Raw genomic sequence first — 20,232 nt, 5'->3', positions numbered from 1 at the left:
TAAGCCAGCCCTGTTTTATGCGGGGTATCAGCGAATTCTGCTGGCCAATAACTGGCTTAAAGGAGCTAATACAGAAAATTTAAAGGAGTCATGATATGCGAAAAAATAACCTTATTATAGTCGTCTTGATGTTAATTTTGTTTTCTGTCCAGGCTCATTCAGGACCGATAAAAAATGAAACGGCGATTGAATTTAAATCCAATTCTGGCCAGAGCAGTCCCGCTTATGAAGGTTTTTTTAGGGTGCCTGAAAATCGAAATAATCCTGACAGTCGTCAGATTAGTGTTAACTATGTGCGTTTTCCTGCAACCGGTAAGACCAAAGGGCATCCCATTGTATATCTGGCCGGAGGACCCGGTGGCTCGGGCATTGCCACTGCAAAATGGCGGAGGTATCCGCTGTTTATGGCATTGCGAGAATTCGGGGATGTCATCGCATTGGATCAGCGCGGCACGGGCCAGTCAGAGCAAGCAGAAACCTGTTCTTCAGGGCAACAAATCGCCTTAACTGAGCGAGTGTCAGATGAGGAAATTCAGCACCGTTATCAAAAAGCCGCTTTGGAATGCCTGTCTTACTGGAAGCAACAGGGTATAGATGTCTATGGCTACACCACAGAGCAAAATGCATGGGATATTGAACAATTGCGAGTACATTTAGGCGCTGAAAAAGTAGTCTTATGGGGGATTTCCTATGGTAGCCACCTCGCGTTCAGTGCGATGAAACTATTCCCTGAGACGATAGAAAAAGTCATGATTGCCAGCGCTGAGGGTCTGAATCAAACAGTTAAATCGCCGGCACTGACAGACGATTATTTTTCCAGAATTCAGACGGTGATAAATCAGCAACCCCTTGGGACTGATATCTCCGATTTGCCTGCTTTGATGCGAAGAGTGCATCAAAAACTGGAACGGCAACCATTACCCCTGACCATTCCACAACCCGATGGTTCCGCGATACCCATGCTATTGCAACGTTATCATATGCAGATGCTTGCCAGCAGAATGATTGCTGATCCGGGCCGTTACCTGACTTTTTTGATTCATATTTATCATCACCTGGACAAAGGCAACGCCGAGTTGTTGTTACAGGTTTTGCAGCGGGGCATATTCGACGCAGAGCCCATTAGTTTCACCCTAATGCCATTGGCGATGGACATTGCCTCAGGCGTCAGTGCAGAAAAACTGCAGGAAATAAACGCTCAGGCTAAAAGCGCACTATTAGGGCAATTCCTAAATTTCCCAATGCCAGCATTAAATAAACTGGACTCACAACTGGATTTGGGGGAGGAATTTCGCCGCAAGCCTGTTGCCGATATTCCCACCTTATTGTTTACCGGAACCCTGGATGGCCGAACTTACCCTGACGGGCAGAGCGACGCAGTGAGTGGTCTTCGCAACGTCACTCAGATAAAGGTGATCAATGCTGGACATAATCTGTTTACCAGTTCACCAGATGTCCTGAATCGTATGAAGGAATTTTTGCTGGGCAAACCTGTATCCCGGCAAGCCATTCAGTTACCTTTGCCTGTTTTTGCCTTGGAAAGATAAATAAATTCTTACAAATCAATGAGAAGGAGGTCTGTATTGAGGCCAGGTACAGACTACTCTTTCTTTTCCGGGGAGGGTATTCTCGACCTGTAATTACACATAAATCAACGGAATCAGGTTGAAAAAATAAAATCCGGTTTCTAAAGGGAGTTGTCATGAGGTTTAATTTTTACACAGTTTTGATTTTTTTAACGCTGGCCTGTAATAGCTTTTTTGTCGGTGCGAATGACGCTGATGACTTCCTCGCGGCACTAAAGAACCATTACCATTCCACTACGTCTATTGAGGCATTTTCATTGACGCATAGCTATATGGGACGCATTGATCCCTATCAGTCCTGGGACTTTGCAGCACCAGGTCGCTATCAGGCGTTCAAAATCACTGAAATCGACTTTAAAAATCAACACTACTATCAAAATGTTGTACATCACAATACGGGAGGGCTGTATTTTGATGAAGTTCACTTTCAAAACGACAGTGAGAGCCTGCGTTATGAGCGAAATGGCATCCCATTAGGGAAACGGGCTGTTGAACAGAGTATGGATAGCTTTGCCAGATACAAGAACCTGACCTTAATGAACCTTGATTTTTTTGCGGTTCGACCTTTGTTGGCGCTGAGTAATGCTGACCATATTGAATATCAATCAGATGAAATTAGCGGGCATACCACTGTAGTCCAACGCAATTCAAACAATGTCGTTATGGAGTACGTTTTTAACAGCAACCCGTTACGCCTGCTTTCTGTCAGCAACAAAACCAGGAATCGCGTTTATTTATACGATGATTACCGAACCAATCAAGGCCATTATTTTGCGCATTCTGTGGTCAAGCATTACAACGGAGATCAGGCGCCGAGCTTTATCAGCAGAATAGAAAGTTTTCAGGTAATGAAAAAGATTGATGCTGAAAAGTTGCGTTTACCTGCTGGATATACCCGGTTTTCAAAAGAACCGGACCAGGCGTTACACTTAACCCAACTGGGGCAAGACTTATACCTGATAGCCGACGGTACGGCGAGAGAAAATACGCTAGTTAACGTCACCGGCGACAGTATCATGGCGTTTGGCGCACCAATGCGCAGTGAGCAGGCGCGACAAACCATTGCGTTAATCAAGGAGCACTTTCCCCACCATGACATCGCTGGTGTTTATGTTACTCACCCTTACAACGAACATATTTCAGGCCTGTTACCCTATGCTGAAATGGGCATCAAAATCTTTGCTGACAACTATACCATTGCGGCAATCAAAGCCTACCCGCGCTTTGCCAGAGAGATTGATACCTTTAAATTTGAAACCCTGATACATGGTCAGGTAATGGATAATGTCAGGTTTTATGTTCTGGAGAATGCGCGCTCCAGGCGCCAGGGGTTTGCTTATTTTGAACAAAGTGGCATTATTTTTCAGTCTGATTTTCTTGAAATCGCGAACGACAATACGATTCCTGACATTCTTCCCGGTTACAGCAAACAATTTATCGAGTTTGTCAGAAGTGAAGGCTTAAATGTGACGCGTTTAGTCAACAATCACAGAAACAATGCTATTTCTGTAGAAACCATGAACCGTGCTTACCTGGCTAATTCAATGTGATGTTTGTGGTACCGATTGTCGCCCAAATGGCGAGTGCACCTCGATGTAAACCCTATGCTGTGATGGTGAGGATTTACAAGGGGTTTAAACCAGCGAAAAAGCGTTGTAGTCTATCGTAGCCGAAACAATAAGAATAAATACATGCAACCCAGTATAAAAGAATCTCTGAAAAGTGGCGGAGAGCCCGAAAGTCAGCTGAATCTGCTATTAGACTACTTTAGGGACAACCCCGGTCTGATGTTGTCAGTAAGCTATTTGATGCTGACCTTATGCGGCATTTTTTACAGCGTAACCTTCTACAACGAATTTGGTATCAGCGTCCTCAAATTTGCCGATGTGGCTGACCTGATGGTAGTCGGGATCAGTGAGCCTGCAGCATTAGTCATGTTTAGTGGTGGGCTGGTGGTGGCCTGGGCGTTTGATTTAGTGTTGATTTATTGCTATCCCATCCGACAAAAATGGCTCAAAGCCCCTCACAGTCTGAAACGCAGTATTATTCTGTTCTTTAATTATGTGCCAAAGTCGAGACAGGGCTTGTTGTTGGGGTTTGTGGTGATGTTTATGGTTTATGCACACCTGTTTGTTTCCCTGTACGCACAGTGGCGAAGCGGCGACATCAAAGCGTCCAAAGACGACTATGTCAACGTAAAGGCAGAGCAAATTAGTGCAAGTGATAAATTAAAACTATTGGGCTCAACCACCAACTATCTGTTTGTGTTTGATGTTGCCGCCAATCAATCGCTCATCATTCCTGTTGAAGCGGTAACGGTGATTTTACCTGCACCACCTGTACCTGAAATAAAAGCCAGCCTTGAAAAACAAACCAGCGACACGGCTGAAAAATAAGGCCGTGGTCAGGCTCAACCGGCCCGGTGAGCGTTGATAGTGTATGTCGGGTATAAATAACTCTGTCGGGTATTTATTTTTCTCGGATTTGTGTCATTCTTGTCGTCATAACTTTGTAGATACTGGTTTGTTCAGATGCGATTATTTGTGATCTTGTGTGCTCATTTTTTACTGCTTGCCTGTGCCAGTCATCGTGCAGACAACACAGCTGTGAATCCGACCGAAAAAACCAACACGAATGTTTGTGTTGGAGAGGTGACGGCTCCTGCCGTATTTGCCCCCATGTTATCCGAAATTGAAAATCCTGAGTTGGTAAAGCGCGCGCTGGGTGAGGATGATCTTGGTGGTTTGTGTCAGGCCAGGGCCTATCAGGTTAATCAGTCATTTGACGTTTACCGCGCCTGGAATAGTCAGAACCCGTTCAGCCAGTATGGCCATTGGTGGTCTTTTTCTATTCCATCCGGAAAAATATCTGAGTATCGTACTCAGTATGCTATTTGTCCTAAATTTTCACCTTTAGACATGTTAGTGCGTTGTGCGTTACAGGAAGGCAGTGTCGTGGTGCTGGGAACCGGACAAAGTGCCGCTTGTAGTGCTCACTTAACTTATCCCGTTTCCTCAACGGTGCAAATTTATATTCCGAACGCCAGTGAGGTAACCCAGTCCTGTCAGTCTTTTTATGGCGTATTTAGCTGGCAAAATGTCGATAAAAACCCAAAAACCAAAGCTGTAGTTGAAACACCATCCGAGGCCGATAACAGTTACTAAACTATGTGCCAAAGGGAATAGATAACAGCTCTGTGGATTCTGCTGTGACTTTTAACAGGCTGCCTTGTTCGTACCAGTCCCCTAAAACAATGCGCTTTGCCGGTGTTCCGATGGTCGTTGAAATGTGATGAATTGCGGGTCTGTGGGTGTGGCCATGAATCATGTGTGAAACATTAAAGCGCGCTAAATAGCTAAGCACTTCTTCCGGGGTAACATCCATGATGTCCTGAGTGAGTTGTTGCTGATTTTGTTTGCTGGTTTCCCGGCCTTTTCTGGCGATATTTCTGCGGGTTTTCAGCGGTAACGCTAACACCAGGCGGGGCCACCACCAGCCGCGCGCTTTGCGGCGAAACTTCTGATAGGCCAGATCTTTGGTGCATAACTCATCACCATGCAAAATTAAGGTTGCAGTGCCGTACAGATCGATAACCTGCTGCTGGGGCAACAGTATCATACCGCTTTGTTCAGCATATTTTTTGCCCAGCAGGAAATCGCGATTGCCATGAATGAAATACACAGGCACGCCGCTGTCTTTGAGTGTCAGTAAGGCGTTAGCAATTGAGCGGGTGAACGCGTTTGATTCATCGTCACCTATCCACACTTCAAACAAGTCACCCAAAATGTACAGGGCATCGGTGTTACCCGTATCGATTTGCTGCAGAAACTGCAGAAAACAATGGGTTATATCGGGTCTGGTTTCACTGAGGTGCAGGTCGGCAATTAAGAGTGTTTGATTCACGTTGGTATTCTGATTGTAGTGATACCGTTGCCGTTACATATTTCGTGGCAACGGTATTAATAGGGACAGGTTTGCTGCCCCAATGATTGAAGATTACTCAGCAACCGCTTTTTCAATGATAACGTCTTCAACAGGTACATCCTGATGATAACCGTTATTACCGGTTTCAACGTTTTTAATTTTTTCAACTACGTCCATGCCTTCGACAACTTCGCCAAATACACAGTAGCCCCAGCCGTCACGGCTTTCGCTGCGAAAGTTAAGGAAGTCATTATCAGCCACATTGATAAAAAACTGTGCTGTCGCTGAATGGGGGTCCATAGTACGGGCCATGGCAATACTGCCTTTTTTGTTACTTAAGCCATTGTTCGCTTCATTTTCGATGGGATCTTTCGTGTTTTTTTCGCCCATGCCTGGTTCCATGCCACCACCCTGGATCATGAAGTTATTGATAACGCGATGGAAAATAGTGTTGTTATAGAAGCCATCATTTACATAAGACAAAAAGTTAGCGACTGTGTTGGGGGCTTTGTCTGCGTCCAGTTGAATCTTAATGACGCCGAAATTGGTGTGTAATGAAACCATATTTATTCCTGTTTATCACTGTTTGGTGTTTAGTCGCACAAGATGGAGACTAAAGCTGCAAAACTCAAGTTTAACAAACATTGTAATTCTTTGGGGATTTTCCTGAATTAAGTTGGAGCCAATGGTGGGCAGTGTTAAACTGCGCCACGCATAAATTAGGATTAAGGAACCCGCATTTCATGTTGCAAATATACAATACACTGACCCAAAAGAAAGAAGCCTTTAAACCGCTACAAGCAGGTAAAGTAGGCATGTACGTCTGCGGAATCACAGTGTATGATCTTTGTCACATGGGACACGCCCGCACCTATTTAAGTTTTGATTTGATGGTGCGTTATCTGCGCCACAAAGGGTATGAAGTTAACTATGTGCGTAACATTACCGACGTAGACGATAAAATTATCAAACGCGCCAATGAGCGGGGCGAAGATCTTGCGCAATTCACTGAGCAAACCATTGCGGAAATGCACAAAGATTTTGACAGTATTGGCCTGTTACCTGCGGATATAGAGCCGCGAGTGACCACTCATATGGATGAGATCATCGCGGTGATTCAGCGTTTGGTGGATAAAGGCCATGCCTATCAGGCTGACAACGGCGATGTCTTGTTTGAAGTGGGCACCTACAAAGAATATGGCAAGTTAGGTAAACAGGATCTGGAACAACTGAACGCCGGTGCCCGGGTGGAAGTAGAAAGCTCAAAGCGCGCACCGCTGGATTTTGTGTTGTGGAAGATGGCTAAACCCGGAGAGCCGGGATGGGAGTCTCCATGGGGAACCGGGCGACCAGGTTGGCACATTGAATGTTCTGCGATGAATCACAAACATTTGGGAGAGCACTTCGATATTCACGGCGGCGGCTCGGATTTGATATTCCCACATCATGAAAATGAGGTTGCTCAGTCTTGCTGTGCGTTTGATACACCTTACGTTAATACCTGGGTACATACCGGAATGGTGCAGGTAAATCAGGAAAAAATGTCTAAATCATTGGGCAACTTTTTTACATTGCGAGACGTGTTACAGCAATACGATGCTGAAACGTTGCGCTATTTCCTGATGTCGGCACATTATCGTTCACAGCTGAATTATTCAGAAGACAATATCAAACAGGCTAAAGCCGGGTTAGAGCGTTTGTATACGGCATTACGCGGTGTCGAAATAACCGACACTACCGAGTGTGTGCAGAGTTACCTGGCAAAGTTCGATGCTGCTATGGATGACGACTTTAATACTCCTGAGGCTTTTGCGGTGTTGTTTGAACTGGCAAAAGATATTAATCGCGCACAAAGCGATACGGTAAAACAAAGTCTGGCGGCAACCCTGAAATTCCTTGGAAATGTGATGGGCTTTTTACAATTGTCACCTGAAATTTATTTGCAGGGTGGGGCTGGTAATGATGATGAGGCGGCAATGATTGAAGCACTTATCAAAAAGCGCAATGATGCCAGAGCAGCCAAAGACTGGGCGCAAGCTGATGCCGCCAGAGACGAGCTAAACGCGTTAAATGTGGTATTGGAAGATGGGCCTGGTGGTACTACCTGGCGCAGAGGATAGCACCTGAAAACCGCGCCCTGTTAAGCCAAAACAAGAAAGCCGCGATATTGTTATCGCGGCTTTTTTCTATCCAAAAAAACGTCATCCTTGACGAGTTATCCAGGGGATGATTTTCCCTTACTGTACATCCCAGCTCAGCGTCACACCTGAGAAGGTGCGGTAGGCGCGGATGCTGATATGCCAGGTGTCTTGTCCTGGGTTTGTAAATGTACAGGTTTCGTTGTTACCTGATTCATAAGGACGGCAATCATAATTGCTGGTAGTTGGCTGTGCCCCTTTTCTTATGTACAGGTCAGCGTCACCAGTGCCACCAGAAATGCTGAAGTCAGCTGTGCTCATACCCGCTGGCATGTCAAAGGTGTAATGCAACCAGTTGTTACGAGAAGCAGACAGATCAGTCAACTCACCAGAGCTACCCTGACCACCGGAACCACCGCCACTGTTGTCAGTGAAGCTACCGGTTAGTGAAGCGCCGCTGTAAGTTGAGTAGGCGTGAACCTTCACGTAGTAAGTACCCGTTTGTACGTTGCTGATGGTACAGCTTTCAGAGTTACCTGAGTTCCATGAACGGCAATCGTAACTAGACGTGCCTGGCTCAGAACCAAAGCTGACATACAAGTCGGCATCACCGCTACCACCAGACATAGTGAACTCTAAATCAGTGGCACCTGCCGGTACATCCAGAGTGAATACCTGCTCATCGTTCGTAGAACCAGAAAGACCAGTTACAGCAACTCCGTTAGTCAGTTCAGTTTCACCTGAACCACCACCTGAGCCGCCGCCAGAGCCAGTACAGTTTGCCGCCATATAGTCAGAAGCCGCTTTAGTCTGAACCAGACCCCATCCGGTACGATTGTCCCGACCTGAAGAATCCAGATCCAAGGCAGTTTGCTTCAATGCATTACGAACTTCGGTTGCACTACAGGTAGGATTGTTGCTCCATGCCAGTGCCGCTACCCCTGCAACATGTGGTGTTGCCATAGACGTACCGTTGTAATACGCATAATCCGTGTTGCCACGAACTTCCAGGGTTGCGTTGCTGCCAACGTTAGCCAGTAAGCTTTGACCTAATGCGCGGTTTACCGACACTGTTGGCATGTCGACTGCACTGTTACCATCAACCAGGAAAGGATTTTGTAAGCCCGGGCGAGCCGAGTTACTGTATACGATAACACCTTCAGCACCAGCGTTGGCACAGGCTTCGGCGGGATCGATTTCCGGATAGTTAGAGCCAGATTGGTTCTCATAACGCTCGGCAATACAGATTTTGCCTGACATATTGCCACAACTATAGTTACCGGCGCTCATGCTACAACTGGCCAGTTCGCCAGATACAGTGCCATTTACGTTTGTAATAACGTAGTTACCACCTTGTTGTACATAACGCGATTGCGGCAGGACGCGGTCATCACCGGTGGTCGAACCGTTATAAGTGATAAAGCCCTGACGGCCATCACCCACGCCCACAGTAGATAAAATTGCCTCACCCGGACCTGACAGTTCTACCTGAGAGGTGTACTGAGAAAACTCAGCGTGCAGACCAGATTCGTCAACGGCAGCAACAGAGACAACCGCATCGTACGATGCAGGGTAGGAATGAGTCGAGTCGCCATCGTTACCGGCAGCAGCAATTAACAACATACCGTCATTTTCAAAAGCCTGCATGGCATTGCTTTCTGAAGTGGTAGAGCTTGGGCCACCTAGTGACATGTTAACCACCTGGGCACCAGCCGTTTGACAATCGTCAATGGCATCAACCAGGTCACTACTGTAAGCCCAGCCAGACGCGGTGAATACTTTGATTATGTGCAGATTGACATTGGTGTTAGGTAACACACCGACAACGCCTTCATTATTATTGACTGCGGCAATGGTTCCGGCAACGTGAGTACCGTGCGAGCCACCTGGTGTTGACCATTGACCAGTACCACTGTCGTTTGTACCAGAGGCATTATTAGCTGCAAGATCCGGGTTAGTGATATCGTAACCTGAATCAATAATACAAACTGTCGTGTTGCTTGCGCTTGCGTCGCTTACCTGATCGGCCTGTACGTTAGCAATACCCCAGGGAGAGTTTTCAGCCATTGGCCAACGTTTAGGGTTCTTCTCCGCTCTTGAGGCATATGCTGAGCTGGCTAATTTTGAAGTGATAAAATCAACATCATTAACATGCAATTCAGCAGGCAGCTTTAAAACGACACTGTCCTGTCCGTGACTTTTTACAAAAGAGAGTGGGGTTCCTGCTCTGAAAGCAAAATCCATCATAATTTTCTGACCGCGATCAGCAAGGCTGGTCTCACCGGTACGGTTGGTTTCCTTACTCATAGTATTGCTGGTTTCACCAGCCATCTTTAACGCAGTAACGTCATTTGAGCTACGAAGCTTAACGACGATTTGGTCAGTAGTATCAGCGTACTTTTGTCTTTTTTGTTCTGCACGCCATTGCGCAAAACCGGTGGGTTTTGCGTTTTGGTCATGGGCTGATGCTTTTTGCTCTGCAACTGTCATTGGTGCTGCATGAGCTGTTGCGCCAAGAGTGGCGGCGCAAAGCAAAGCAACCGTAGTTTTATTGAATATCATTATTGTTGTTTCCTTAAACACTTGTTGTTTTTTGTACGAAAATAACACCCCGAATCTTTTTAGATTTTTCTGACTGATCAGACCTGATGTCCGGGTAAATTAATTTCGAACAAAGTTTTTATCACTGTGAAAATGCACTGTAAATAGAATGAAGGAATGAGAAGAATAAACACCTAAATATTTCTGTTGTTTTTCTGAATTAAGTGGGAGACGTTGTGTTTGTTGGTCTGCAGGATTTTCAAAAGATTAAAAAAAGTAAGCTTATGTAAATAAAAGATTACACAATTAGTCATAATGTAATCAAATGTAATTCAAATTATTTGGAAACGACACTAAAAAATAACCTTATCAGGTAGATTTTTGTCCGGATATTTTTGTCGGAGCTATTTATATCTGTGGCCTGCGAGTGTCTTTGATTACGCTTTGTGCAATTTAATGGTGGGTTTACAGAATTTGGCTTGTATTGCTATCGGGAGGTTTATTTCCGCAGGAACTGGATTTATGTAATAAAGCTACAGAATAGTTGTTTTTTACAAAAGTATCTGCATTGGCGTTCTGGTTGGTGATGTTGGTTTAGTGCCACTTAGATTGCACTAACGAGCATTTTTTTGTACAAGACTTCGCGTTGAACAGTCATTAAACCTGGGATCTGTTAAAAGCCATATTGAAGCTTTAACATAAACAGCACAATGGCAGAAAAGCAGACTGAGATAGGGAACCCTATTTTGACAAAATCTCTGAACCGATATTCGCCGGCACTAAAAACCAGCAAGTTGGTTTGGTAGCCCCAGGGTGAGATAAAGCTGGCACTGGCGGCAAAGGCCACTGCCAGAGCAAAGGGCATGATGGGTAAATTCATTGCCGCACTGATCCCCCAGGCAAATGGAAACATCAGGGCTGCAGCCGCATTGTTAGTGACTAGTTCGGTTAATAACAGGGTACACAGATACACAGTAACCAGCACGGCAAATGGTGATGCATTCAGCAACAGTGGTTGCAGTGCCTCTGTGAACAAATCTATCGTGCCGGTACTTTCTAGGGCACTGGAAAGAGACAGAGCACTGACGATAACGATTATCAAATTGGTGGGTAAGCTGCGTTTTAGTTCATTGCTGGTGACTACCTTAGTTAGCACCAAGGTTACCAGTAAAAAAATAAGGGTGAGTTCTAACGCTAATATATTAAAGGCGGCCAATGCGACAGAGAGTAAAAATCCTCCGACAGCGAGAATATCTTGCCAGCCATCCAGCTTCTTTTCTACCTTCAATTCGTTGAGTAAAAAGAAGTTATTGTTTAGATTGGGGCGGGTTTTAAAGTCTGCTCCTGTGGCTAACAGTAGAAAATCACCGGCTTTGAGTTTGATTTCCCCCAGCTTACCACTGAGCCTTTCACCGTCTCGTCGAACACCCATTACCGCGGCGTCAAACATAGAGCGGAAACCCACAGATTTAAGCGTTTTTCCTATTATTGGTGCGCGGTTAGTGATAATAACCTCTGTGAGATTTTCTCTTAACAGGCCGTTACTGTCTGCAAAAAAACTCAATCCGGGCAAGTGATCAAGACTGTCAACACGTTCAATATTGCCCGAAAATATTAATTTGTCACCGGCCTGAATCATGGTTTCCGGATGCACCGGACTGATTAACTGCCGTTTTCGTACAATTTCCACTAAAAATAGTTCGGGCAGGTTTCTGAGGTGATTGTCCTCGATGGTTTTCCCCACCAGTGGCGAATCTTCCTCAACTTTTGCCTCAATGATGTAGTTTTTAAACTCATTTGCTCTGGGCTCAAGCTCAGGCAAGAGCTTTTGGAGCAGGAAAATGAGCACACAACAGGTTAATCCGGCGGTTAATCCATACAGTGTAAAGTCCCAGAACTGAAATCCTGGTTGCCCATGTTCAATTAAAAAGCTGTCTACGATCAGATTCGTTGAAGTGCCTATTAGGGTAACTGTGCCACCTAAAATAGCCGCATACGACAAGGGAATGAGCAAGCGGGAAGGGGCGATATGCTGGTTGTGAATCAAAGGACCGGTCAGGGTTGCAACCACGGCAGTATTGTTGAGAATGGCTGAGCTAAAAAAGGATATTACGATGACTTTTATAGTTGAAAGACGCTTGTTTGCTGTAATGAGCTTGCGTGCCAGCGTTTTCATAACCCGGGATTTATCTACGCCAATACTGACCAATAGTAAAAGTACCAGAATAACCAGTCCTTTGTTACTCAGGTTACCCAGTACATTACTCATAGATAATGTCCCTGTGATTAACAGGGACATTGTCGCCAGGGTAAAAATAAGGCTGGGACTTCGACTCGAAAATACCAGTCCCAAAATGGTACTCAGGAATATGCCAAGTACCAGTATTTGATTTAACTCCATATCACCTTATTTTTTGAGTTGCGAGATATCAATTGCCTGCCAATTAGGGAAATGTTTGCGCACTAAAGCATTAAACTCAAGCTCAAATTCGGAAAAGTCCTGCGAATCGGCGCTTTTTTGAGATTCATTGGCTTTAATTATCATCCCGGATCCCACTGTGGCGTTTGAGATACGATCAATAACAATAAAGGCACCGGTGGCGCGATTTAGGGTATAAGGGTCAGCAGCCACTGATTCGGTTAATTTGAGTTGCACTTCGGCAATTTCATTTAACTCCAGGTGTACAGCGTCACTCTTTTCCAGGGTATTAACATCAATTTTGTGTTCAATGGATGAAATACTACCCGTTACTTTTTTCGTTGCAAACTTAATCGCATACTGCTTGTTAGGCATTAAGGCTTCTTCAGCCATCCACACCAGATGCGCTGTGTAGGTGTCAGAATTCAGCGGTTGATTGTCGGATTTGACGATCATGTCTCCGCGGGAAATATCAATTTCGTCTTCTAACGTCAGGGTGACGGCTTGCGGCGTGTGAGCATATTGTAAATCGCCATCAAACGTTACAACGGATTTCACCTTCGATGTTTTACCGGACGGCAGTGCCGTAATCTGGTCGCCAATCTTAATTTCACCGGATACGATAGTACCTGCAAATCCTCTGAAGTTAAGGTTTGGACGCGTTACATACTGTACCGGGAAGCGGAAGTCTTCTTTGTTTTTATTGCGGTCAATTTCGATAGTTTCGAGGATTTGCATCAATGGCGCACCCTGATACCAACCCAGATGTTCGGAAGGGTTAACGACATTGTCGCCATTGAGGGCCGAAATAGGCACAAAGTTGACGTCTTCAAAGGCCAGATCTTTCGAGAAGGCCTTAAAATCAGAACGGATCTTTTCGAACACGTCTTGTCTGTAATCCATCAAATCCATCTTGTTGATGGCAACCACAATATTTTTGATGCCCAGTAGTGAAACCAGGAAAGAGTGACGTTTAGTCTGAACCTGAACGCCGTGTCTGGCATCTACCAAAATGATAGCCAGATCACAGGTGGAAGCGCCTGTTACCATGTTGCGGGTATATTGTTCGTGCCCGGGCGTATCCGCAATGATGAATTTGCGCTTATCCGTAGAAAAATAACGGTAGGCAACATCAATGGTAATACCTTGCTCTCGTTCCGATTGCAAACCATCTACCAGTAATGCAAGGTCAACTTTTTCACCGGTTGTTCCCACTTTTTTACTGTCTTTAACAACGGCGGCAAGTTGATCCTCATAGATCATTTTGGAGTCGTGCAGCAGGCGACCAATTAAAGTGCTCTTACCATCATCGACGCTACCGCAGGTTAAAAATCGAAGCAGGTCTTTTTGCTCATGTTGTTCAAGATACGCTAATACATCTTTTTGAAGTAATTCGTTTTCGTTATGCATCGTTTATGCACTCACTAAAAAATAGGGGTTTAAAACAGATTCTTTTTGGTTGTAGAGCAACTCGTCTCCGGAGTCTTGCCAGATGCCAGCATCATTTTGCTGCATCAGAGTTACCTTACCACCGGCCGCATTCACAACCGCATGTGCTGCGGCAGTATCCCACTCAGAGGTTGGGCCAAGGCGAGGGTACAGGTGTGCTTTACCTTCTGCCACCAAACATAATTTCAATGAACTTCCCATTGCAACCAGTTCGCTGTCTTTGCCCAGCGCTTCCAGAAACCCTGCAATTTCGGGGCTTTGGTGAGAACGGCTACCAACCACTTTGAGTTGTTGCGCCTGTGTTGAATTAGCCGGTTGCAACGCATTTCGGCTTTTGTCACTGTGCTCTTTAAAACAGCTACCACCAATAACGCCGGCATAAATCTCGTTAATGGCAGGGGCGTTAACTACACCAAGCACCGGACTTCCCTGGTGTATCAGGGCGATGTTCACGGTGAATTCACCATTCTTTTTAATAAACTCTTTTGTGCCGTCTAACGGATCTACCAGCCAATAAGTTTGCCAGGTTTGTCTTTCCTGCCAACTGATATCCGCTGATTCTTCGGACAGTATGGGGTAGTCTGAAATGTCAGCCAGACGCTGCACAATAATCTTATGAGCCGCCAAATCCGCCTCAGTCAACGGGCTTTCATCGGATTTTTCGTAGATAGAGAAGTCTTTCTGATAAATTTCCATAATGGCGTCACCCGCTGAACGGGTGATATCAATCACGGGCTCCAGGAGTGTGTTTAATTGTTCAGAAATACTCACTTAAATAAATCCTTTTTGCAGTAATTGTTGGTATAAGTCTTCGGTCACGGCTTCTGCAGTTTGGTCGCTAACTTTCAGGTGAATCTCCGGAGAAAGCGGTGCTTCGTAAGGGCTATCCAATCCGGTAAAGTGTTTGATATCACCAGAACGGGCTTTTTTATACAGCCCCTTGGGATCGCGTTGTTCACAGATCTCAAGTGGCACATCCACGAATACTTCTACAAATTCCTGTGCGTCCAGTAATTCCCGGCAGAAAGCGCGATCAGCTTTGAAAGGTGAGATAAAGGCGGTGAGTACAATTTGCCCGGCGTCTACAAATAACTTCACTACTTCACTGATACGGCGAATATTCTCCACCCGGTCTTTGTCTGAAAAACCCAGGTCACCACATAAACCATGACGAATATTGTCACCGTCCAGTAGATAGGTGTGTTTTCCTTCAGCCTGTAACTTTTGTTCCAGCAACCCGGCTAACGTGGATTTGCCTGAACCACTTAACCCGGTAAACCAAATGGCCAGGGGCTTTTGCTTATTCTGTTTTGCTCTGCTGTTTTTATCAACTTTGTGCTCGTGCCACACGATATCGCGACTCATCAGAAATAACCCTCCATTTTTTTCTTCTCCATTGAACCGGCAGAATCATGGTCGATAACCCGGCCTTGTCTTTCCGACGTTTTGGTCAACAGCATTTCCTGAATAACTTCCGGTAATGTGCTGGCAGTCGATTCGACTGCGCCGGTAAGGGGGTAACAACCCAGGGTACGGAATCGCACCGAAAGCATTTGAGGTTCTTCACCCTCAAGTAACGGCATACGTTCATCGTCTACCATAATTTTAACGCCGTCTCGTTCCACAACCGGTCTGGGTTTGGCCAGATACAAACTTGGGATATCAATATTTTCCATGTAGATGTATTGCCAGATATCCAGCTCGGTCCAGTTTGACATGGGGAATACCCGAATGCTTTCGCCCTTGTTTATCTGAGCGTTGTAAATGTTCCACAACTCCGGACGCTGGTTTTTCGGGTCCCAACGGTGATTTTTATCACGGAAGGAAAAAACCCTTTCTTTGGCGCGAGATTTTTCTTCATCCCGGCGAGCACCCCCAAATGCGGCATCAAACTGGTACTTGTCCAGAGCCTGCTTTAACGCCTGCGTTTTCATGATGTCAGTGTATTTGGCACTGCCATGGGTGAAGGGCGTTACTTTGTTATCTGCCCCTTCAGGGTTGGTATAACTGATCAGTTCGAAACCATACTTTTCAGCCATTCTGTCCCGAAATTCGATCATTTCCTTAAATTTCCACGTGGTGTTAACGTGCATCAAAGGAAAGGGGATTTTTCCGGGGGCAAAGGCTTTACGGGCCAGATGCAATAGTACCGAAGAGTCTTTACCGACCGAATAGAGCATGACAGGGTTTTCAAACTCTGCGGCTACTTCACGGAAAATATGAATACTCTCAGCCTCAAGTTGTCTGAGGTGAGTTAAAGAAGGAATTTGTGATGACATATTGAGCCTAAAAAATTCTAGCTTATAACTAATATATTAAAGAATTATATGCTTAGAACTTTAACACAATATGTCAGGTTAAAATATGACTTTTTGGACTAATTCAATCCCAAAAATAATAAGATACACATTCTGAGTTACTTCGAAAACTCAGCTCTTTCTGTTGCCCAGGTTTGCGCTTCCACAAAACTGTTGGCTGTGCGATCAGAATCGGCATTGATCTTCATGGAAATAAAGTAGGCTTCTTCCCATTCTGCTTTCTCATAGCGGCGAACCAGATTGATATAGTCAGCCATCAGTCCTTCGCCTTTAATCAGTGCCGTTTTTATCGATTCGGCTAACGGAAGCTTCTCTAAAAGCTCTTCAATGCTGGTGTCCAGCATCGCATCTAAAAGCGACAGCAGTCCCACCAAAAAGGCGGATGACTTATCCACTTTTTGTCCTGGTAGGGCGGCAATGGACTCACAAAATCGTGCCCGGGTGAGAGACATCACCGTCAGTTCATGCGGCTTGTCGGTTTTAAATTGTGCGGTAAACATCAGGGAAACAAAGCGACGTAACTCTTGCAGACCGATGGCCACAATAGCCTGTTTAATGTTGCTGACTTCCTGCTGGGTACGGTTAAACAAGGAAGATTGCGCGTACTTGAGCAGCTTAAATGACATGTTGACGTCAATTTCGAAAGCACGCGTAATTTTATTAATGTTTGGCTCTTCTTCGGCCATTTCTGACATGAGTTGCGCCAGCGCTAACTGAGAAGGTTGCAGCGAGTAACCTTTTAACACTTCTGGTTTACTGAAAAAGTATCCCTGGAAATAGGAAAACCCTAAGTCTACCGCTGTCTGATAATCTTCGTGGGTTTCTACTTTTTCCGCCAACAACTTAATTTGTGGGTATTCTTCAATCGCCGTTATGACTTCTTTGATTTCATCAACCGTCATGGCTTGCCAGTCAATTTTTATAATATCGGTATAGGGATAAAAGTGTTTCCAGACGGGCTCATGGACATAATCGTCCAGTGCCACTATGTAACCCTGTTCTTTGATCTCTTTAACGGCAGCCAGCAGTTTTTTACCGGGTCTGACGGTTTCCAGCACTTCTACAACCACTTGGTCATTGGGCAAGAGCAGTGGGTAACGGTCAATTAACGTATCGTGGGTGAAGTTGATAAAGGCCAGCTTATTTTGGGTTAAGGTATCCAGTCCCAAATTGGTTTGCAGGCCATCAATCATTTTTGAGGTGGCCTCATTTTCACATACGTCTGGAAATACATTTTTCAGACTTTCCCTGAACAAGAGTTCATAGGCATATACAGATTTATTTATATCCAAGATGGGCTGGCGTGCTGCATAAAATGCCATGCTTTTGGTCCTTTATCCGGCTGTCATACGCTAACCCTGCAACAGGGGAATTTAACGGTCGCCACGGTTGCAGGTGATTTCATTGTAGTGATAACTTGAGTCGAGTCAATTTCCATCTACAGGATATTAAAGGTTTTTTTGCATACTCATAAAATCTTGTTGCATGGACTCTGAAGAATCCTGACTGCATAAACTCACCAGCCATATAGACAAGGTCGCCACGATAAAGCCCGGGACAATCTCATACAGGTAGGCGCTCATTGTTGCACCTTCCGGTCCAACCGGCGCATAAATCCAGAAGAGAACCGTGATGGCACCGGTTAGCATGCCGGTTATTGCGCCAGCTCTGGTGGTTTTTTTCCAGAATAAGCTAAACAATACTAAAGGCCCAAATGCAGCACCGAAGCCTGCCCAGGCATTGGAAACTAACGACAAGATAGAGCTATCTCTGTCATGAGCGATAAATATCGCCAACGCAGCCACCAGGAAAATACTGATACGGCTCACCAAAAGTACCTGTTTTTGTGGCGCGTCTTTGTTGATAAATTCATGGTACAGATCCGTTGCCAGCGAGCTGGATGTTACCAGCAGTTGCGAGGAGACCGTACTCATAATGGCTGCCAAAATTGCCGCCAATAAAAAGCCGGAAATGAATGGGTGAAACAAGGTGTTGGATAAAACGATAAAGATAGTTTCCGGATCGGAAAGTGGTAACTGGGTTTTATGTACGTAAGCCAGACCGGTTAGGCCAACTGCCAGCGCACCAATTAACGTGACTAACATCCAGCTCATGCCGATTTTGCGGGCGACTTTGAGATCTTTTACACTGGAAATGGCCATAAATCGCACGATGATATGGGGTTGGCCAAAATAGCCCAGTCCCCAGGCCATGCTGGACAAAATCGCCAGCAGGGAAACCCCGTTAATTAAGTTAAAAGCTTCACTATTTGCGGTTTGAATTAACTGGCTGGTTTCTGTGCTGCCGCCCAGTTCAAAGATGGCCACAACAGGCACCATGATCAGAGCGACAAACATGATACAGCCCTGTACAAAGTCGGTCATACTTACCGCCAGGTAGCCGCCAAACAGGGTATAGATCACCACGATACCGGCTGTGATATATAGTCCTAACTCATAGGGCAGTTCAAAAGCGCTTTCAAATAATTTACCGCCACCAACGACACCTGAGGTAGTGTAAATGGCAAAAAAGGTAATAATAACCATGGCGGAGACAATGCGCAGAATCCGTGAATTATCTTCAAATCGACGCTCGAGAAAGTCCGGTATGGTAAGGGAGTTGGTCACCTCAGTGTAGGTACGCAGTCTCGGCGCAACAAAGGTGTAATTGCACCAGGCACCAATTAACAGACCAATGGCAATCCAGCTACTGGATAAGCCACTCAGATACATGGCACCGGGCAAGCCCATCAACATCCAGCCACTCATATCCGAGGCACCCGCAGACAATGCCGTAACCGCCGGGCCTACTTTACGGCCGCCCAGTAAAAAACCAGAAACAGAGGCATCATTAGTTTTAAAAGCGAAGAGTCCAATGGCCAGCATGGCGCAGAAATATAGGGCGAGGGCGAGTAGTAGATAAGGGTCCATTCAATTGTCCGATTATTCTTTTTATTGTTACATCATGACACTGAACGCAGGTAAAAATCCAGTTCAGAGGCAATTTTGTTTCGGTGCTTATCGCAATATACAAAAAATCCGCCTTAAGCGGATTTTTTAATATGAAGCTGCTCGGTGAGGTCAGGCCGAAAACTGCATGGATTGTCGAATTCGGGTTTCCAGTTCCGGGTCGAGCTTGCCTTTCTCACCAATGATAGTGATATCTGCTTCCTGCATTTTCCAACTTCTGCCTTCATAGGCATCGTCCTGAAACTGACTGTCTATCTCATTTTTTAAATCTTTAGGGGTTACAAACAAGGTAATATCCCCGGATTCGGTGTGCATGACCAGATGTAAACTTTTCTGGCTTTCAAAAAAGCAGAAATTGGCATACGTCACCTGACCAATTGCATTGAGCATTTCACCGCCAAAAGTCGCCAACTTGGTGTTAACTTCTTCCAGTGACACCTCTCTGGATACCCGTTGGGTATAGGCTCGCTCATGGTACATATGCGCAAGTGCCAGGTCGGCGCCGGAACGGATATCCGGGTTTTGATTAAACAGGGTAAAGCTCAGACCCACAGCAAAAGCGATACTGGCAGCCAGTGCCAATTGCACTATGTGGTTTCGCTTGCTGCTCAGTGCAACAACTTTATTCTGTTTCGTTTCCGGCTGTTCCTCTGCTGTTGGAGTTTCTGCAGCATCGCTTTGTGGAATGTGCAACAGTTTGTCCATCAAACCTTCAGGGACAGCTACTTCACTGGTTTCTTTTATCGCTTTATCCAGTTCCAACATAGCAATCTGAAACTCTTTCAGGTTTTCATCAGCGTTTATTGCCGCCGTTATTTCCGCGTCACTAGTGGCTGGATCAGCCATGATGGATTGACGAATTTTGTCATTGTCTGTATTCAAAGACAT

General features: G+C 45.4%; 16 protein-coding genes. 5 read left to right on the top strand and 11 right to left on the bottom strand.

Annotated elements, in window-relative coordinates:
- Window positions 1-95 precede the first annotated feature (95 nt).
- From LJ740_RS04115 to LJ740_RS04100, 4 genes are all read left to right on the top strand, one after another.
- Window positions 96-1,547: an alpha/beta fold hydrolase gene (locus tag LJ740_RS04115; protein ID WP_229527773.1), complete on the top strand. Its 1,452-nt coding sequence runs from the start codon at window positions 96-98 to the stop codon at window positions 1,545-1,547.
- Between the two features lie 155 nt (window positions 1,548-1,702).
- Window positions 1,703-3,136, top strand: coding sequence for an MBL fold metallo-hydrolase (locus LJ740_RS04110; RefSeq protein ID WP_229527772.1), 1,434 nt, complete (start codon window positions 1,703-1,705; stop codon window positions 3,134-3,136).
- A gap of 141 nt (window positions 3,137-3,277) precedes the next feature.
- Complete coding sequence (locus LJ740_RS04105) at window positions 3,278-3,982, top strand: hypothetical protein (protein ID WP_229527771.1); 705 nt, start codon at window positions 3,278-3,280, stop codon at window positions 3,980-3,982.
- A gap of 135 nt (window positions 3,983-4,117) precedes the next feature.
- Complete coding sequence (locus tag LJ740_RS04100; protein WP_229527770.1) at window positions 4,118-4,750, top strand: hypothetical protein; 633 nt, start codon at window positions 4,118-4,120, stop codon at window positions 4,748-4,750.
- 1 nt (window position 4,751) lies between these two features.
- Here the strand turns inward: LJ740_RS04100 and lpxH are convergent, their stop codons facing one another.
- Window positions 4,752-5,489 carry a UDP-2,3-diacylglucosamine diphosphatase gene (gene lpxH / locus LJ740_RS04095; protein ID WP_229527769.1) on the bottom strand — a complete coding sequence of 246 codons (738 nt, stop codon included), beginning with the start codon at window positions 5,487-5,489 and terminating at the stop codon, window positions 4,752-4,754.
- 93 nt (window positions 5,490-5,582) lie between these two features.
- The gene (locus LJ740_RS04090) at window positions 5,583-6,074 is read right to left on the bottom strand and encodes a peptidylprolyl isomerase (protein ID WP_229527768.1); all 492 of its coding nucleotides are present in this window, start codon (window positions 6,072-6,074) and stop codon (window positions 5,583-5,585) included.
- Window positions 6,075-6,253: 179 nt separating this feature from the next.
- Here LJ740_RS04090 and cysS point away from each other — a divergent pair, with 179 nt between their 5' ends.
- Complete coding sequence (gene cysS, locus LJ740_RS04085) at window positions 6,254-7,630, top strand: cysteine--tRNA ligase (RefSeq protein WP_229527767.1); 1,377 nt, start codon at window positions 6,254-6,256, stop codon at window positions 7,628-7,630.
- Between the two features lie 117 nt (window positions 7,631-7,747).
- On the opposite strand, the gene LJ740_RS23255 is transcribed toward cysS, so the two are convergent.
- The 9 genes from LJ740_RS23255 to LJ740_RS04030 all read right to left on the bottom strand — a co-directional run bounded on the left by LJ740_RS23255 (window position 7,748) and on the right by LJ740_RS04030 (window position 20,232).
- Window positions 7,748-10,210 (bottom strand): S8 family serine peptidase, encoded by a 2,463-nt coding sequence (locus LJ740_RS23255; RefSeq protein ID WP_324255589.1) that lies wholly within the window; start codon window positions 10,208-10,210, stop codon window positions 7,748-7,750.
- 652 nt (window positions 10,211-10,862) lie between these two features.
- Window positions 10,863-12,590 (bottom strand): SLC13 family permease, encoded by a 1,728-nt coding sequence (locus LJ740_RS04065; RefSeq protein WP_229527766.1) that lies wholly within the window; start codon window positions 12,588-12,590, stop codon window positions 10,863-10,865.
- Between the two features lie 6 nt (window positions 12,591-12,596).
- The gene (cysN, locus tag LJ740_RS04060) at window positions 12,597-14,018 is read right to left on the bottom strand and encodes a sulfate adenylyltransferase subunit CysN (protein ID WP_229527765.1); all 1,422 of its coding nucleotides are present in this window, start codon (window positions 14,016-14,018) and stop codon (window positions 12,597-12,599) included.
- 3 nt (window positions 14,019-14,021) lie between these two features.
- On the bottom strand, window positions 14,022-14,822 hold the full coding sequence (gene cysQ / locus LJ740_RS04055) for a 3'(2'),5'-bisphosphate nucleotidase CysQ (RefSeq protein WP_229528040.1): 801 nt from the start codon (window positions 14,820-14,822) through the stop codon (window positions 14,022-14,024).
- A gap of 6 nt (window positions 14,823-14,828) precedes the next feature.
- The gene (gene cysC / locus LJ740_RS04050) at window positions 14,829-15,422 is read right to left on the bottom strand and encodes an adenylyl-sulfate kinase (RefSeq protein WP_229527764.1); all 594 of its coding nucleotides are present in this window, start codon (window positions 15,420-15,422) and stop codon (window positions 14,829-14,831) included.
- Window positions 15,422-16,336 (bottom strand): sulfate adenylyltransferase subunit CysD, encoded by a 915-nt coding sequence (cysD, locus tag LJ740_RS04045; RefSeq protein ID WP_229527763.1) that lies wholly within the window; start codon window positions 16,334-16,336, stop codon window positions 15,422-15,424. The genes cysC and cysD overlap by 1 nt, the downstream gene beginning before the upstream one ends.
- 137 nt (window positions 16,337-16,473) lie before the next feature.
- Window positions 16,474-17,697, bottom strand: a complete 1,224-nt coding sequence (locus LJ740_RS04040; protein WP_229527762.1) for an EAL and HDOD domain-containing protein — start codon at window positions 17,695-17,697, stop codon at window positions 16,474-16,476.
- Window positions 17,698-17,823: 126 nt separating this feature from the next.
- On the bottom strand, window positions 17,824-19,305 hold the full coding sequence (gene putP, locus LJ740_RS04035) for a sodium/proline symporter PutP (protein ID WP_229527761.1): 1,482 nt from the start codon (window positions 19,303-19,305) through the stop codon (window positions 17,824-17,826).
- Window positions 19,306-19,455: 150 nt separating this feature from the next.
- Entirely contained in the window at window positions 19,456-20,232 is a 777-nt protein-coding gene (locus tag LJ740_RS04030; RefSeq protein WP_229527760.1) for a DUF3379 family protein, read from the bottom strand.

It is taken from the genome of Planctobacterium marinum (genome assembly GCF_020687805.1).
Classification (GTDB): Bacteria; Pseudomonadota; Gammaproteobacteria; order Enterobacterales; family Alteromonadaceae; genus Planctobacterium; species Planctobacterium marinum.
This window is presented reverse-complemented; position numbering and strand designations above follow the sequence as displayed.